General features: G+C 69.1%; 15 protein-coding genes and 1 pseudogene. 11 read left to right on the top strand and 5 right to left on the bottom strand.

Annotation, left to right across the window (positions count from 1 at the left end):
• Positions 1-47: 47 nt before the first annotated feature.
• Positions 48-341 (top strand): annotated as a pseudogene (locus A5767_RS24120) (AraC family transcriptional regulator ligand-binding domain-containing protein); the annotation flags it as partial.
• 272 nt (positions 342-613) lie between these two features.
• Positions 614-763, top strand: coding sequence for a helix-turn-helix domain-containing protein (locus A5767_RS24125; RefSeq protein WP_112320168.1), 150 nt, complete (start codon positions 614-616; stop codon positions 761-763).
• 151 nt (positions 764-914) lie between these two features.
• On the opposite strand, the gene A5767_RS04805 is transcribed toward A5767_RS24125, so the two are convergent.
• Complete coding sequence (locus A5767_RS04805; protein ID WP_006552159.1) at positions 915-2,060, bottom strand: MFS transporter; 1,146 nt, start codon at positions 2,058-2,060, stop codon at positions 915-917.
• Positions 2,057-2,956 carry a PAC2 family protein gene (locus tag A5767_RS04810; RefSeq protein ID WP_064851805.1) on the bottom strand — a complete coding sequence of 300 codons (900 nt, stop codon included), beginning with the start codon at positions 2,954-2,956 and terminating at the stop codon, positions 2,057-2,059. Before A5767_RS04810 ends, A5767_RS04805 begins: the two co-directional genes overlap by 4 nt.
• Before the next feature lie 51 nt (positions 2,957-3,007).
• Here A5767_RS04810 and metH point away from each other — a divergent pair, with 51 nt between their 5' ends.
• The 6 genes from metH (at position 3,008) to hisG (ending at position 10,310) form a co-directional block, all read left to right on the top strand.
• Positions 3,008-6,577 (top strand): methionine synthase, encoded by a 3,570-nt coding sequence (metH, locus tag A5767_RS04815; protein WP_064851806.1) that lies wholly within the window; start codon positions 3,008-3,010, stop codon positions 6,575-6,577.
• Positions 6,570-7,277: an HAD family hydrolase gene (locus tag A5767_RS04820; RefSeq protein WP_064851807.1), complete on the top strand. Its 708-nt coding sequence runs from the start codon at positions 6,570-6,572 to the stop codon at positions 7,275-7,277. Before metH ends, A5767_RS04820 begins: the two co-directional genes overlap by 8 nt.
• Before the next feature lies 1 nt (position 7,278).
• A complete protein-coding gene (gene trhO, locus A5767_RS04825) occupies positions 7,279-8,139 on the top strand; it encodes an oxygen-dependent tRNA uridine(34) hydroxylase TrhO (RefSeq protein ID WP_019289517.1) in 861 nt (286 codons plus the stop codon).
• A gap of 4 nt (positions 8,140-8,143) precedes the next feature.
• A complete protein-coding gene (locus A5767_RS04830; RefSeq protein WP_064851808.1) occupies positions 8,144-9,031 on the top strand; it encodes a pseudouridine synthase in 888 nt (295 codons plus the stop codon).
• Positions 9,032-9,071: 40 nt separating this feature from the next.
• The gene (locus A5767_RS04835; protein ID WP_170318512.1) at positions 9,072-9,353 is read left to right on the top strand and encodes a phosphoribosyl-ATP diphosphatase; all 282 of its coding nucleotides are present in this window, start codon (positions 9,072-9,074) and stop codon (positions 9,351-9,353) included.
• A gap of 93 nt (positions 9,354-9,446) precedes the next feature.
• Positions 9,447-10,310 (top strand): ATP phosphoribosyltransferase, encoded by an 864-nt coding sequence (gene hisG, locus A5767_RS04840; protein ID WP_006552165.1) that lies wholly within the window; start codon positions 9,447-9,449, stop codon positions 10,308-10,310.
• A 41-nt stretch (positions 10,311-10,351) separates the two neighbouring features.
• On the opposite strand, the gene A5767_RS04845 is transcribed toward hisG, so the two are convergent.
• Positions 10,352-11,191: a thioesterase family protein gene (locus tag A5767_RS04845; protein WP_019289519.1), complete on the bottom strand. Its 840-nt coding sequence runs from the start codon at positions 11,189-11,191 to the stop codon at positions 10,352-10,354.
• Entirely contained in the window at positions 11,188-12,063 is an 876-nt protein-coding gene (locus A5767_RS04850; RefSeq protein WP_064255668.1) for a RecB family exonuclease, read from the bottom strand. The genes A5767_RS04845 and A5767_RS04850 overlap by 4 nt, the downstream gene beginning before the upstream one ends.
• 89 nt (positions 12,064-12,152) lie before the next feature.
• Between A5767_RS04850 and A5767_RS04855 the strand changes: the two genes are divergently transcribed.
• Positions 12,153-13,004, top strand: coding sequence for a tRNA (adenine-N1)-methyltransferase (locus tag A5767_RS04855; protein WP_019289521.1), 852 nt, complete (start codon positions 12,153-12,155; stop codon positions 13,002-13,004).
• A gap of 21 nt (positions 13,005-13,025) precedes the next feature.
• On the opposite strand, the gene A5767_RS04860 is transcribed toward A5767_RS04855, so the two are convergent.
• Positions 13,026-13,505 carry a hypothetical protein gene (locus A5767_RS04860; protein WP_006552169.1) on the bottom strand — a complete coding sequence of 160 codons (480 nt, stop codon included), beginning with the start codon at positions 13,503-13,505 and terminating at the stop codon, positions 13,026-13,028.
• Between the two features lie 187 nt (positions 13,506-13,692).
• Here A5767_RS04860 and arc point away from each other — a divergent pair, with 187 nt between their 5' ends.
• Both arc and A5767_RS04870 read left to right on the top strand, forming a co-directional pair.
• Positions 13,693-15,462 carry a proteasome ATPase gene (arc, locus tag A5767_RS04865; RefSeq protein WP_064851809.1) on the top strand — a complete coding sequence of 590 codons (1,770 nt, stop codon included), beginning with the start codon at positions 13,693-13,695 and terminating at the stop codon, positions 15,460-15,462.
• Positions 15,463-15,554: 92 nt separating this feature from the next.
• The gene (locus A5767_RS04870; RefSeq protein WP_064851810.1) at positions 15,555-15,941 is read left to right on the top strand and encodes a nitroreductase family deazaflavin-dependent oxidoreductase; all 387 of its coding nucleotides are present in this window, start codon (positions 15,555-15,557) and stop codon (positions 15,939-15,941) included.
• Positions 15,942-15,989 lie beyond the last annotated feature (48 nt).

The raw sequence follows: 15,989 nt of genomic DNA on the forward strand, positions 1-15,989 counted from the left end.
GCGCATCGATCCGGGCGGCGGTGCACGGGATCTTCGGTTACGCCCTGATGAGCTGTGCGACGGTGCGCGACGGCATCGAGGTGGGCACCCGTTTCTTCGATCTCACCTTCGCCTTCTCGCGCGCCGCCCTGGAGTATGCGGGCGACGAAGTCCGCTTCTGCCTCGACGACCGGCACGTGCCGGCGCAGCTGCGGGGCTTCCTGCTGGAGCGCGACGTCCCGGGGATTCTCGCCCATTGGGGTGCGCTGTGGGGGCAGCCGTCCGAGATCCGTCGCATCGAGGTGGCCGAATCGCTCGGTGAGCGGATCGCGCCGGTGTTTCGCGACCGGGGGTTCCTGGTGAAGACGACGGCGTCGACGCATGCGGTGGTAGTGGACGCGCGGGCGTTGGACCGGCCCATGCCGACCACGAGCCCGGAGGCCGCCGCCGTACTGCTGCGGGAGTGCGCGGAACTGCTGCAGCGCAGACAGAACCACGGCGAGCTCGGCGCCCGCGTGCGGGAAGTGCTGCTGCGCCGGGCCGCGGAGGGCCCCACGCAGGACCAGGTGGCCGAGACGCTGGGGGAGGAGGGGGGCCTCGTACCGGGCGATCGTGGCCGAGACGCTGGGGGACGATGGCGGGGGAGCTGCTGGATGCGGGCCTGCCGGTGGAGAGGGTGGCGCACCGTCTGGGCTACGCCGATGCGTCGAGCTTCTCGGTGGCGTTCCAGCGGTGGACCGGCCGGACGCCGGGTGGGCGAGGATGGGAGAGACGCTCGGTCTGAGGCGACTGCGGGACCGGTTCGAGAGCTCTTGGAGATATTCTGAATAATACGGAAATCATAGAAAATCAGAATCTATCCTCCTTCAGGACCTACTCACCGCACAGCGGGGCACCAGCTACCAACCACCAAACTTGCCAGGAGAACGTCGGTGTCAGCGGCTCGATGCCTCAGGGCGTCGAGTCATGGCCAGGGGAACGAGCACACCGAGCAGCGCGGCAGGCAGCAGGAACGCGAGGACCGGGTCGGCGCCGTACACCGGCGTCAGCAGGAGAGGGGAGAAGGCCGCACCGCCGAAGCGGAAGGCCTGCACGACGGACACCGCGCCACCGCGGTTGCCGCCCGGCCCACCGAGCACCGCGGCGTTGACCCCGACGAGGATGAACTGCGAAGCGATACCTGCCAGGAACCACGCGACGCCGAGCACGACGAGCCACGGGACGGTACCGACGACCACGACCAGCGCTGCGCCGCTCACCGCGCCGATGAGCACGATCGCGCGGGCACCGACGCGGTCGATGAGCATCCCGACCGGCCGGGAACTGAGGATGCCGGCGAGTCCGAACACGGTGAGTACCACGCCGCGTTCGGACGGGGACAACCCGAAGTCGTCCTCGACCCGGAAGGCGAGGAGGAATCCGAGTCCGCCGAGCGCACCCCAACCGAGCAATGCGACCAGCCCGATACGCAGGACGCGCGGGGTCAGCGCGTCGCGCAGTCGGACCCGAGTGGTACCGGACGGGTCGTCGCGCACCGATTCGGGCAGGCCGGCGAGCGCCAGGAGCAGCGCGGCGCCGGCAAGCACGACGAACGCCCATCTCCAGCTCACCTCGGCGGCGAGACCGCCGATCAGTGGGGCGACGGTTTGGCCGGCGGCCTGCATCGCCCCGAACAATCCGAGAGCGCGGCCGAGCCTGTCCTTCGGGGTGATAACGGCCAGCGCCGCGAGCAGCAGCGGAGTGGTGAACGCGTTGGCCGCGCCCTGCAGCATGCGGGTGCCGATGAGCACCGAGAAGGTCGGCGCCAGCGCCGCGGCGATCGAGACCGCCGCGTAGACGAGATAGGCGGTGCGCACGGTGCGGACGCGTCCCCACCGTGCGCCGAGCGTGCCGGAGAACAGCATCGCGGCGGCGAACACACCGAGATAGGCGGTGACCGTCGTCGCGGCTGTGCCGGTGGACACACCGGTGTCGGCGCCGATCTCCGGCAGCATCGACACGACGACACTGCCGCCGAAGGGACCGAGGAAGCCGCCCGCGTACAGCGCCGTGCGCTGCAGCGGTTCGCGCAGATCCCTCACTTGTTGAAGCCGCCGGGGCCCCGTCGCCGCAGATAGCGTTCGAACTCGGCGGCGAGGGCGTCGCCGTCGATCTTGGCGATGACCTCGGAGATGTCCTCCTCGGCCTCGGCGTCGCCGCGCTCCTCGAGGGTGCGCACGTACTCGGCGATCTCCTCGTCGTCCTCGATCATGTCGGTGACGGTCTGTTCCCACTCCTCGGCGAGGAGGGGGAGTTCGCCAAGGGGCACCTCGAGGTCGAGGACGTCCTCGACGCGGCGCAGCAGCGCCACGGTGGCCTTGGGGTTCGGCGGGTTGGACACATAGTGGGGGATCGCCGCCCAGAACGACACCGCGGGGATGCCCGCGCGGACGAAGGCGTCCTGCAGCACGCCGGTGATCCCGGTGGGTCCTTCGTAGCGGGAGGTCTGCAGCTTGAAGCGTTCGGCGGCCTCGGAGCTGTAGGCGGTGCCGGTCACCGGGACCGGGCGGGTGTGCGGGGTGTCGGCGAGTAGTGCGCCGAGCAGGACGACGGTGTGGACCTCGAACTCGTCGACGAGTTCGATGATGGCGTCGCAGAAGCTGCGCCAGCGCATGCTCGGCTCGATGCCGTGCAGGAGGACGATGTCGCGGTCGCTGCCGGGCGGGGAGCACAGCGACAGCCGGGTGGTGGGCCAGTCGATCTCGCGGGTGACCCCGTCGACGAGCCGCACCTGCGGCCGGTTGACCTGGTAGTCGTAGTACTCCTCGGAGTCCAGCTCCGCGAACGGCTCGGCGTCCCAGATCAACTCGAGGTGTTCGACGGCGCCGCTGGCGGCGTCGCCGGCGTCGTTCCACCCTTCGAAGGCGGCGACGAGCACCGGATCGCGCAGGACGGGGACGTCCTGGTCCGGGGTCTCGGGATACTCGGGTGTACTCACTCGTCCAGCCTACGACCCGGCCCGATCCGGGCGCCCACTAGTCTGAAGGGCATGTCCACCCCACTTCATTCTGTCCTGCTCGATGCGCTGACCCAGCGCGTTGTCATCGGAGACGGGGCGATGGGCACCATGTTGCAGGCCGCGGATCTGTCGCTCGACGACTTCCGCGGTTTGGAGGGGTGCAACGAGATCCTCAACGAATCTCGTCCCGATGTGATCCGGGGGATCCACCGGGCGTACTTCGAGGCCGGCGCCGACGTCGTCTCGACGAACACCTTCGGCTGCAACCTGCCCAACCTCGCCGACTACGACATCGCCGACCGCATCCGTGAGCTGTCCGAGCTCGGTACCCGCCTCGCCCGCGAGGTCGCCGACGAGATGGGCCCCGGCGCCGACGGCATGGCCCGCATGGTGATCGGGTCGATGGGTCCGGGTACGAAGCTGCCCACCCTCGGCCACGCGCCGTTCGCTGCGCTGCGCGACGCCTACGGTGAGGCGGCGCTGGGCATGCTCGACGGTGGTGCCGACGCGATCCTGGTGGAGACCTGTCAGGACCTGTTGCAGGCGAAGGCCGCGATCATCGGTAGCAAGCGGGCGATGGAGCAGGCCGGTCGCCGGATCCCGATCGTCACCCACGTGACAGTGGAGACCACCGGCACGATGCTGCTCGGTTCCGAGATCGGTGCCGCGCTGACCGCCCTCGAGCCGCTCGGCATCGACCTGATCGGGTTGAACTGCGCGACCGGTCCGGCGGAGATGAGCGAGCACCTGCGGTATCTGTCGCAGCACGCGACGATCCCGGTGTCGGTGATGCCGAATGCGGGTCTGCCGGTGCTGGGCGCGAACGGCGCCGAGTACCCGCTGCAGCCGGAGGAGCTCGCCGAGGCCCTGGCAGGTTTCGTCTCCGAGTACGGGCTGACCTTCGTCGGTGGCTGCTGCGGCACCACCCCCGAGCACATCCGGCAGGTCGCCGAGGCGGTGCGCGGGGTGCAGCCGGCGCCGCGCGCACCGCAGCCGGAGCCGGGTGTGTCGTCGCTGTACACCTCGGTGCCGTTCGAGCAGGACGCGTCGATCCTGATGATCGGTGAGCGCACCAACACGAACGGGTCGAAGGCGTTCCGGGAGGCGATGCTCGCCGCGGACTGGCAGAAGTGCCTGGACATCGCGAAGGACCAGATCCGCGACGGTGCGCACATGCTTGATCTGAACGTCGACTACGTCGGGCGTGACGGGGCGGCGGACATGGCGGAGCTGGCGTCGCGGTTCGCGACGTCGTCGACGTTGCCGATCATGATCGACTCGACGGAGCCGGACGTGATCAAGGCGGGTCTCGAGCATCTCGGTGGTCGGTGTGCGGTGAACTCGGTGAACTACGAGGACGGCGACGGTCCGGGTTCGCGGTTCGAGCGGATCATGGAGCACGTCGTCGAGCACGGCGCGGCGGTGGTCGCGTTGACGATCGACGAGGAGGGCCAGGCCCGCACCGCCGAGCACAAGGTGCGCATCGCCGAGCGGCTGATCGCGGATCTGACCGGTCGGTGGGGGTTGTCGCCGCAGGACATCATCGTCGATGCGTTGACCTTCCCGATCTCGACGGGTCAGGAGGAGGTGCGGCGCGATGCGATCGAGACGATCGAGGCGATCCGCCGCCTCCACGAGACGCATCCGGAGGTGCACTTCACGCTGGGCATCTCGAATGTGTCGTTCGGTCTGAATCCGGCGGCGCGGCAGGTGTTGAACTCGGTGTTCCTGAACGAGTGCACCGCGGCGGGTCTGGATACGGCGATCGTGCACGCGTCGAAGATTCTGCCGATGGCGCGGATCCCGGAGGAACAGCGGCAGGTCGCGCTGGATCTGGTGTACGACCGGCGCAGCGAGGGTTACGACCCGCTGCAGAAGCTGATGGAGCTGTTCGAGGGGGTGTCGGCGGCGTCGGCACGCGAGTCACGGGCGCAGGAGCTGGCGGCGTTGCCGCTGTTCGAGCGGCTCGAGCGGCGCATCGTCGACGGCGAGCGCAACGGTCTCGAGGACGATCTGACCGAGGCGATGAGGACCACCCCGCCGCTGGCGATCATCAACGACACGCTGCTGTCGGGCATGAAGACTGTCGGTGAGCTGTTCGGGTCGGGTCAGATGCAGTTGCCGTTCGTGCTGCAGTCCGCCGAAGTGATGAAGACCGCGGTGGCGTTCCTCGAGCCGCACATGGAGTCGACGGGCGACGAGGGCAAGGGCCGGATCGTGCTGGCGACGGTCAAGGGCGATGTGCACGACATCGGCAAGAACCTCGTGGACATCATCCTGTCGAACAACGGCTACGAGGTGGTCAACCTCGGCATCAAGCAGCCGATCGCGACGATCCTCGACGCGGCGGTGGACAAGCGCGCCGATGTGATCGGCATGTCGGGTCTGCTGGTGAAGTCGACGGTGGTGATGAAGGAGAACCTCGAGGAGCTCAACTCCCGCGGGGTCGCGGAGCAGTTCCCGGTGTTGCTCGGTGGTGCGGCGCTGACCCGCAGTTACGTCGAGAACGATCTGGCGGAGGTCTACGAGGGCAAGGTGTCCTACGCGCGCGATGCGTTCGAGGGTCTGTCGCTGATGGACCGGGTCATGGCCGAGAAGCGCGGTGAGGGTCCGGCGCCGGACAGTCCGGAGGCGATCGAGGCCGCCCGCAAGGCCGCCGAGCGCAAGGAGCGGCACGAGCGCAGCAAGCGGATCGCGGAGAAGCGCAAGGCCGCGGAAACGCCGGCGGAGATCCCCGAGCGCAGTGATGTCGCGAAGGATCTGCCGGTGCCGACGCCGCCGTTCTGGGGCACCCGGGTGATCAAGGGCATCCCGCTGGCCGACTATGCGGCGCTGGTCGACGAGCGTGCGCTGTTCCTGGGGCAGTGGGGCCTGCGCGGGCAGCGCGGTGGCGACGGCCCGAGCTACGAGGAGCTCGTGGAGACCGAGGGCCGGCCGCGGTTGCGGTACTGGCTGGACCGGTTGGCGACCGAGGGCATCCTGCAGCACGCGGCGGTGGTGTACGGCTACTTCCCGGCGGTGTCCGAGGGTGACGACGTGGTGGTGCTGACCGAGCCGCGCCCGGATGCTCCCGAGCGTTACCGGTTCACCTTCCCGCGGCAGCAGCGTTCGCGGTTCCTGTGCATCGCCGATTTCGTGCGGTCGCGGGAGGATGCGCTCGCGTCGGGCCAGGTGGATGTGTGGCCGTTCCAGTTGGTGACGATGGGGCAGCCGATCGCGGACTTCGCGAACGAGTTGTTCGCGTCGAATTCGTACCGCGACTATCTCGAGGTGCACGGCATCGGTGTGCAGCTGACCGAGGCGCTGGCCGAGTACTGGCATCGGCGGGTGCGGCAGGAGCTGGCGTTCGCCGAGGGCGGCACGGCCGCGGACGAGGATCCGGAGGAGGTCGCGGAGTACTTCAAGCTTGCCTACCGCGGTGCCCGGTTCGCGTTCGGTTACGGCGCGTGCCCGAATCTCGAGGACCGCATCAAACTGGTCGAGCTGCTCGAACCCGAGCGGATCGGGGTGGAGCTGTCGGAGGAGCTGCAGTTGCATCCCGAGCAGTCCACCGATGCGTTCGTGCTGCACCACCCGGAGGCGAAGTATTTCAATGTCTGATCGGGTGGAGGCGCCGCTCGCGGTGCAGACCGGTGCGCTGCGGGCGGTGCTGTGGGACATGGACGGCACCCTGCTCGAATCGGAACGCTTGTGGGACATCGGGATGCACGAGTTGTCGTTGCATCTCGGTGGGCCGATGAGCGACGAGACCCGCATCTCCACGATCGGGGGGCCGATGGATCTGGCGGTGCTGCGCACCTTCGCCGGGTTGGGTCTGGAACCGACCCCGGACGAGGCGGCGGCTGCGGCGGCGTGGCTGACCGACTACATGGGCCGGTTGTTCGCCGACGGGCTCACGTGGCGGCCCGGCGCGCAGGCCGCGCTGCGCACCGTCCGCGAGGCGGGACTGGGGTCGGTGCTGGTGACCAACACCGAGCGGGCGTTGTGTGAGGTGGCCCTCGCGACCCTGGGCCGTGAGCATTTCGATCATTCGGTGTGTGGCGACGAGGTGCCGGCCGGCAAACCCGATCCGGCGCCCTACCGTCGGGCTGCGGAGTTGCTCGGTCTGGATCCGGCGCAGTGTCTGGCGGTGGAGGATTCCCCGACCGGGGCGGCCGCGGCGGATGCAGCCGGGTGCACGGTGCTGGTGGTGCCGTCACTGGTGGATGTGCCCGGCTCGGAGCGGCGGGTGTTCCGGTCCACGCTCGAGGGGTTGAGCGCCGAGGATCTGCACGAGCTGCACGGTGCGGGGGTGCCCTGAGGTGGCGGTCCCGAAGATCGTGCTGTTCTACAAGTTCACCCCGTTGCCCGACCCGGAGGCGATCCGGTTGTGGCAGCACACCCTCGCGTCGTCGCTGGGGTTGACCGGGCGGATTCTCATCTCGGAGCACGGCATCAACGGCACCGTCGGCGGTGACATCGCCGACGTGAAGAAGTACGTGCGTGGCTTGCGCGGTTATGCGGCCTTCAAGGACACCGATATCAAGTGGTCCGACGGCACCGGCGACGACTTTCCGCGGCTGTCGGTGAAGGTACGTCCGGAGATCGTGACGTTCGGGGTGCCCGACGAGGTGAAGGTCGACGAGAACGGCATCGTCGACGGCGGCACCCATCTGTCGCCGCACGGCGTGCACGAGCTGGTCGCCGAGCGCGGCGACGAGGTGGTGTTCTTCGACGGCCGCAACCGCTTCGAGGCGCAGATCGGCCGGTTCCGGGATGCGATCGTGCCGGATGTCGCCACGACCCGCGATTTCGTCGCCGAGCTCGACAGCGGACGCTACGACCATCTCAAGAACCGCCCGGTGGTCACCTACTGCACCGGTGGGGTGCGCTGTGAGGTGCTGTCGGCGTTGATGCGCAATCGCGGGTTCGAAGAGGTCTACCAGCTCGACGGTGGCATCGTCCGCTACGGCGAGACCTTCGGAGACGAGGGCCTGTGGGAGGGTTCGCTGTACGTCTTCGACGGGCGGATGAACGTCGAGTTCAGCGCCGAGGCGCCGGTGATCGGCCGCTGCACCCTGTGCGGGACGCCGACCTCGCGGTACCGGAATCATCCGGATCTCCACGGCCGGGAGTTGACTCTGGTGTGCGAGGGCTGCGTCCCGGACCTCGTGGAGGCGTAGACCGGTGCGTGCTGCACCGCTGCCGGTGCGCGACGGGCTCGGCCCCGACCGCATCCGGATGCCCGCCGATGCCGACGCGACCACGATCGTCGAGTTCCTGCAGGCCGGCCACCCCGAGGAGGACTGGGCGGCGCACATGGGGGCGGGGGAGTTGGTCGACGAGCACGGCCGCCGCGTCGATGCGTGCACGCCGTATCAGCCGACGCGGTTCGTGTACTTCTACCGCGATCCGCCGCCGGAGGTGCCGGTGCCGTTCCCGGTGCGCGTGTTGCATCGGGAGGACGGTCTCGTGGTGGTGGACAAGCCGCATTTCCTGGCGACGATCCCGCGCGGAGCGCACATCCGCGAGTCGGTGGTGGTGCGGTTGCGGCGCGAGCTGGAGTTGCCGCATCTGGTGCCGGTGCACCGGCTCGACCGGATGACCGCCGGGGTGCTGCTGTGCACGACGGATCCGGCATGGCGGCGGCCCTATCAGGAGCTGTTCGAGCGTCAGCGGGTGCGCAAGGTGTACGAGGCGGTCGCCGGTTATCGGTCCGACCTGTCGTTCCCGCAGGTGGTGCGCACGCGGATCGTCAAGCGGCACGGGGAGCCGACGGCCGAGCAGTTCGCCGACGAACCGAATTCGGAGACGCGCATCGAGCTGGTCGAGCGGCGTGGGGAGCTGGCCCGTTACCGGTTGTTCCCGCGCACCGGTCGCACCCACCAGCTGCGGCTGCATCTGGCGTCGTTGGGGGTGCCGATCGTGGGGGACAACTTCTATCCGTGGTTCCGGCGGCGCGCCGCGGACGATTTCACCGATCCGCTGCGGTTGCTGGCGCGGTCGCTGGAGTTCACCGATCCGATCAGCGAGGTGGAGCGGCGGTTCGTCAGCGGGCGGGAACTCGAGTTCTGAGCGAGGGTCGGTGTCCTGGCTGTGGGGCCGGTGGCGGGGCATGAAACAATCGACCCCTGTGAAGACCTTCGATTCCCTGTTCGCCGAGCTGTCCGAACGCGCCGCGACCCGCCCCGAGGGCTCCGGCACCGTCGCCGCCCTGGACGCCGGCGTGCATTTCCAGGGCAAGAAGGTACTCGAAGAGGCCGGTGAGGTGTGGATCGCCGCCGAGTACCAGTCCGACGAGGAACTGTCCGAGGAGATTTCGCAGCTGCTGTACTGGGTGCAGGTGCTGATGGTGGGGCGGGGTCTGAAGCTCGAGGACGTCTACAAGCATCTGTGACGGCCGGTGGCCCGCTGTGCCGGTGCCGCCGTCCGTGCCCCCTGTAGATCCCTTCCTCGCTTCTGCTCGTCGTTCGAAAGGACCCAATCCGTCATGCTGCGCGTCGCAGTCCCCAACAAAGGTTCGCTGTCCGAGTCCGCCGCCGAGATCCTGCAGGAGGCCGGCTACCGTCGGCGCACCGACTCGCGGGATCTGACGGTCATCGACCCGGTCAACGACGTCGAGTTCTTCTTCCTGCGGCCGAAGGACATCGCGATCTACGTCGGTTCCGGCGAGCTGGATCTGGGGATCACCGGCCGCGACCTGGCGATGGATTCGGGGGCTCCGGTCACCGAGCGGTTGTCGCTGGGCTTCGGGTCCTCGCGTTTCCGGTACGCCGCGCCGAAGGGCCGCGACTGGTCGGTCGAGGATCTGCAGGGTCTGCGCATCGCCACCTCGTACGCGAATCTGGTGCGTCGTGATCTCGCCGCCCGCGGCATCGAGGCCGAGGTGATCCGGCTCGACGGTGCGGTGGAGATCTCCATCCAGCTCGGGGTCGCCGACGCGATCGCCGATGTGGTCGGCTCGGGCCGGACGTTGCGGCAGCACGATCTCGTCGCCTTCGGCGAGTCGTTGTGCGATTCGGAGGGTGTGCTGATCGAGCGGGAGGATTCGGATCGCTCGGATCGGGCCCGCAACCAGCTGATCGCCCGTCTCGAGGGTGTGGTCTTCGCGCAGCAGTACGTGATGATCGATTACGACTGCCCGAAGCACCTGCTCGAGCAGGCCGTGCAGGTCACGCCCGGTCTCGAGTCGCCGACGATCTCGCCGTTGGCGAACGAGAATTCGGTGGCGGTGCGGGCGATGGTGCCGCGCAAGGGCCACAACGCGGTGATGGACCGGCTCGCCGAGATCGGTGCCCGCGCGATCCTCGCGTCGAACATCCGCTCGTGCCGGGCGATGCGCGCCCCCGAATAGACGCGCACCGATCCCGCCATCTTCCGGTGCGGTCCCGCTGATCAGCGGGACCGCACCTGCACGTTCTGGGCGATGCGGCCGAGCGCGCCGGTCTCGTCGTAGAGCAGACCGGCGGTCATGCCGACCCCGTCGGGTCCGACGGACATCTCCGCGGCGATCCCCACCCAGTCCTGTTCGCGGAACTCGGGGGCGCGGAACAGGTGCACGGTCAGTTCGGTGTTGAGGAAGGTGTACTCGCGGGGGTCGAGTTTGGATCCGACACCGTTGGCGACGTCGGCGACGCTCATCAACCGGTCGAGCCCGCTGGGGGTTTCGCCTTCCACGAGGGCGATCTCGCTGCGCACCCACGCCGACGACAGGCCGGGAGCGCCGAAGGGGACGATGATGCGCCATTCGACGGTGTCGATGTAGCCGCCCTTCCAGAAGACGTGCGGGGCGGTGGCTTCGAAGTGGTCGGGGGCGGGCAGCGGGGTTTCGGAGGTCCGCGCGACCTGCGGCAGGTCGATGGTTTCGAGGCGCCAGCCGGTGCCGCGCGCCACCGGGCGGTCGGTGCCGTCGGGGGCGGTGGTCCACAATTCGGCGACGACCAGTTCGATGCGGCGACCGGGTCGTTCGATGTGGGTGCGCACCTCGAGGTCGGTGAGGGGGACGGGGCCGAGCAGTTCGACGGTGAGCCGGCTCAGGCGGGTGTCGGGGCGGGGCCGGTGCCGGTCGATGGCGCGGGCGAGCAGCGCCGAGGGTGGGGCGCCGTGCTGCAGGTGCGGTCCCCAGGTGCTGACGGTGTGTTCGGTGGGGCGGAACACCGCGATCTCGACGTCGTCGACCGGGCCGGTGGGGGTGGTCGGCCGGGGGACCGGCACGTAGTAGGCGGCGTCGCTCACTCGGGATTCTCCTGCTGCTCGATGCGGTGGGGCGCGCCCGGTGTCGATTGCGTCGCAACGCCGTCGGCGGGATACGGCGGTGGGGTACCGCCGAACGCCGGGCACAATGCCCGATGATCGCACCACCGGCAGCCGGGACCGGGATTGGGGCGGAAGTCGCCGCTGGCGCGCAACTGCCGGATCGTCGCCCACATCGCCCGCACGATCCGTTCGAAGCGGCGCAGTTCCTCGGTGTCGGGCCGGTAGTGCAGCACCTGACCGTCGCCGAGATACAGCAGCCGCAGCGAGGCCGGGACGATGCCGCGTTGCCGCCACACGATCAGCGCGTAGAACTTCAGCTGGAACAGCGCCGCCCGCTCGCCGCGCGGGGACGGGGCGCGGCCGGTCTTGTAGTCGACGACATGCACCGCACCGGTGGCGTCGACATCGAGGCGGTCGATGATGCCGCGCAGCGGGACGTCGCCGTCGAGGGTGGTCTCCACCCGCAGTTCGCAGCCGTCGGCGGTGACCGCGGTGGGGTCCTCGACGGTGAAGTAGGTGTCCAGCAGCGCGGCGGCCTCGGCGAGGAACCCCGCGTCGTCGGTGTCCACGCCCAGATCGGGGGTGGCGGCGAGGACCCGGGCCAGGGCGTCGGGCAGCAGGGTCTGCGCGGCGGTGGCGGTGCGGGCCGGTCCGTCGAGGCCGAACAACGCTTCGAGGGCGGCGTGCACGACGGTGCCGCGTGCCTGGGCGCGGGTCGGGGGTGCGGTGAGCCGGTCGACGGCCTTGAAGCGGTAGAGCAGCGGGCAGCGGGTGAAGTCGGCGGCCCGGGAGGGGGACAGGGCGACCGGCCGCGTCGTGTCGGTGGGGGGTGTGGGCGCAGCTGTGGTCACACCTGGCAGGCTAGGACGCGGGTCCGACACGGTGCCGGACCCGCGTGCCCGATCCCGGGTGCGGGGCTGGAACGAAGGTGGACACGGCGATGGCGGTAGGCGGACTCGGGCGCAGCGGACCCTTCCAGGTGGGGGACCGGGTGCAGTTGACCGACGCCAAGGGCCGCAAGTACACCGTGGTGCTCGAACCGGGCAAGGAGTTCCACACCCATCGCGGCGGGATCCTGCACGACGATCTGATCGGCACCGACGAGGGTGTGGTGGTCACCTCCACCAACGGCACCCCCTATCTGGCGTTGCGTCCGCTGCTCGTCGACTATGTGATGTCGATGCCGCGCGGTGCGCAGGTGATCTACCCGAAGGACGCTGCGCAGATCGTGCAGGAGGGCGACATCTTTCCCGGCGCGACGGTGCTCGAGGCCGGCGCCGGTTCCGGCGCGCTGACGTGTTCGCTGCTGCGCGCCGTCGGCGAGAGCGGCCGGGTGATCTCCTACGAGGTGCGCGAGGACCATCTCGAATACGCCGAGCGCAATGTCGACACCTTCTTCGGGCAGCGCCCGGCGAACTGGACGACGGTGCTCGGGGATCTGGCGGACTACGACGTCGAGAAGTACGGCCGCGTCGACCGGGTGGTGCTGGACATGCTCGCCCCCTGGGATGTGCTCGAGACGGTGAAGAAGGCGCTGGTGCCCGGCGGGGTGCTCATCGTCTATGTGGCGACGACGACGCAGCTGTCGCGGGTGGTCGAGGCGATGCGGGAGCAGACCTGCTGGACCGAGCCGCGTTCGTGGGAGTCGATGGTGCGCGGCTGGCACGTGGTGGGGCTGGCGGTGCGGCCGGAGCATCGGATGCAGGGGCACACGGCGTTCCTGGTCAGTGCCCGGCGCCTGCAGGACGGGGTGGAGACCCCGAAGCCGCAGCGCCGGCCCAGCAAGGGCTGAGCCGACGCCGACCCGCAGGGGTTATTCGCAGCTGAGCGTGCCCGCGGCCAGGATCGAGCAGGCGCTCTCGTCGGCGATGACCCAGGTGCCGTCGATCTGCTCGAAGGTCAGCGGCATCGGGGCGCCGCCGTGCGGGCCGGCGACCTCGGTGGTCGCGGTGACGGTGTCGGCGTCGACCGTGGTGATCTCGCCGACGGTGCCGGTGAGCGGGTAGCCGGCGAGCACACCGGTGAACTGATCGAGCACGGCGGTGCGCGCGGCGCCGTTCTCCACGACCGCGGCACGGTCCTCGGTGGTGGCGGCCGGGTCGAAGAACACGTCGATCTGTTCCTGCAGTTGCTCGACGGTGACCGCGGCGGTCACGGTGGTGCTGGTGGTCGTCGTGGCGCTGGTCGTGGCAGCGGTGTCGTCGCCGGCGTCGTCGGAGCTGCAGCCGGTCAGGGCGGTGAGGGCGGCGATCGCGGTGGCGGCGCAGAGTGTGCGAACTGGACGTGGGGTCACGGAGGAGTACCTTTCGAGAGAAACGGTCGACGCACGATATTTAGGGGAGCCTAACAGCGTGCCGGAGGTGCGGCGCCATGGCGCGCCCCACACGCGACACATGTTCGGAACACGACTGTTTCGTGTCCTCCCCCATGTGGGGCGATGTCCCGGTAGCGTGGAATGACCGACAGTGGAGGGAGTCGCTATGAGCTCGTCAGAGAAGCCGGATGCGGTTGCGGCGGCACGCGAAATCGAAGAGTTGCGCGCAGAGGTGGCGACCTTGCGTCGTCGGCTCGGCGAACCGTCCGATCAGGTACGCGACCTCGAAGCCCGGCTCGAGTCCCTCACGGTCCGCAACGGCAAACTGCTCGAGACCCTCAAGGATGCGCGCCAGCAGCTGATCACGCTGCGCGAGGAGGTCGACCGGCTGGCCCAGCCGCCGAGCGGCTACGGGGTGCTGCTCGAGACGTTCGACGATCAGACCGTCGACGTGTTCACCTCGGGCCGCAAGATGCGGGTCGCGGTGTCCCCGAATCTCGAACTCGACACCTTCCGGCCCGGTCAGACGGTGCGGCTGAACGAGGCGTTGACCGTCGTGGAGGTCGGTGGTTTCGAACGCGTCGGCGAGATCACCACCCTGCGGGAGGTGCTCGACGACGGCACCCGCGCGCTGGTGGTCGGGCACGCCGACGAGGAACGCATCGTGTGGCTGGCCGCCCCGCTCGCCGCGGCCGCCACCGACGACAAGACCGATCTGCTCGTCGACGACGAGAACTCGTTCACGCTGCGCCCCGGTGATTCGTTGCTGGTCGACAGCAAGGCCGGCTACGCCTTCGAACGGATCCCCAAGGCCGAGGTCGAGGATCTCGTGCTCGAGGAGGTCCCGGACGTCGGCTACAGCGACATCGGCGGTCTGGGCCGGCAGATCGAGCAGATCCGCGACGCGGTGGAGCTGCCCTTCCTGCACAAGGACCTGTTCCGCGAGTACTCGCTGCGCCCGCCGAAGGGTGTGCTGCTGTACGGCCCGCCCGGTTGCGGTAAGACCCTGATCGCGAAGGCGGTCGCGAACTCGCTGGCGAAGAAGATCGCCGAGGCCCGCGGGGACGATTCGAAGGAAGCGAAGTCGTTCTTCCTGAACATCAAGGGCCCGGAGCTGCTGAACAAGTTCGTCGGTGAGACCGAACGGCACATCCGGTTGATCTTCCAGCGGGCCCGGGAGAAGGCGTCCGAGGGCACCCCGGTGATCGTGTTCTTCGACGAGATGGATTCGATCTTCCGCACCCGCGGTTCCGGTGTGTCCTCCGATGTGGAGACCACGGTGGTGCCGCAGCTGCTCGCCGAGATCGACGGTGTCGAAGGGCTCGAGAACGTCATCGTCATCGGCGCGTCGAACCGTGAGGACATGATCGACCCGGCGATCCTGCGGCCCGGCCGCCTCGACGTGAAGATCAAGATCGAGCGTCCGGACGCGGAGGCCGCGCAGGACATCTTCTCGAAGTACCTGACCGAGAGCCTGCCGGTGCACGCCGACGATCTCGCCGAGTTCGGCGGCGATCGGGTCGCGTGCGTGCGGGCGATGATCGAGCGGGTCGTCGAGCGGATGTACGCCGAGTCCGAGGACAACCGTTTCCTCGAGGTCACCTACGCCAACGGCGACAAGGAGGTCCTGTACTTCAAGGACTTCAACTCCGGCGCGATGATCCAGAACATCGTCGACCGGGCGAAGAAGTATGCGATCAAGTCGGTGCTCGAGACCGGGGCGCCCGGTCTGCGGGTGCAGCACCTGCTCGATTCGATCGTCGACGAGTTCGCCGAGAACGAGGACCTGCCCAACACCACGAATCCGGACGACTGGGCCCGGATCTCGGGGAAGAAGGGCGAGCGGATCGTGTACATCCGCACCCTGGTCACCGGCAAGAACGCCAGCGCGAGCCGCGCGATCGACACCGAGTCGAACACCGGCCAGTACCTGTAGGAATCGACCCGCGACAATCGATCCGCGACGGCCGGGCCTTCCCTCCTCCGGAAGGTCCGGCCGTCGCGGCCTATCCAGGGGGAGGACCGACCGTGCCGTTTCCGCCCACCCTGGCCCGGTTCGACAAGATCGTCACCAACCGGGTCACCACCCCGTTCGCGCAGCTGCTGCCGGGCACCGCGGTGGTCGAGCATCGCGGGCGCCGCTCGGGCCGGGTGTTCCGCACCCCGGTGCTGCTGTTCACCGTCGGTGACGATCTGCGGATCGCGTTGACCTACGGCGCCGACACCGATTGGGTGCGCAACGTGTGCGCCTCCGGCGAGGCGGTGGTGCACACCCGGGGCAGGGCGATCCCGGTGCGCGACCCGCGACTCGGGACCGATCCGCAGGCGAGCTGGGCGCCGCTGCCGGTGCGGGTGGCGCTGCAGGCGATCGGGCCGCACGGCTATCTGGACTGCACCCCGCAGCCGCACCGCTGACCGGTGGCGGGGCTGGTCACGACCGTGAGCGTCCGGATCGCCTAGGCT

The sequence above is a fragment of the Rhodococcus sp. 852002-51564_SCH6189132-a genome, from assembly GCF_001665495.1.
GTDB lineage: Bacteria > Actinomycetota > Actinomycetes > Mycobacteriales > Mycobacteriaceae > Rhodococcus > Rhodococcus pyridinivorans.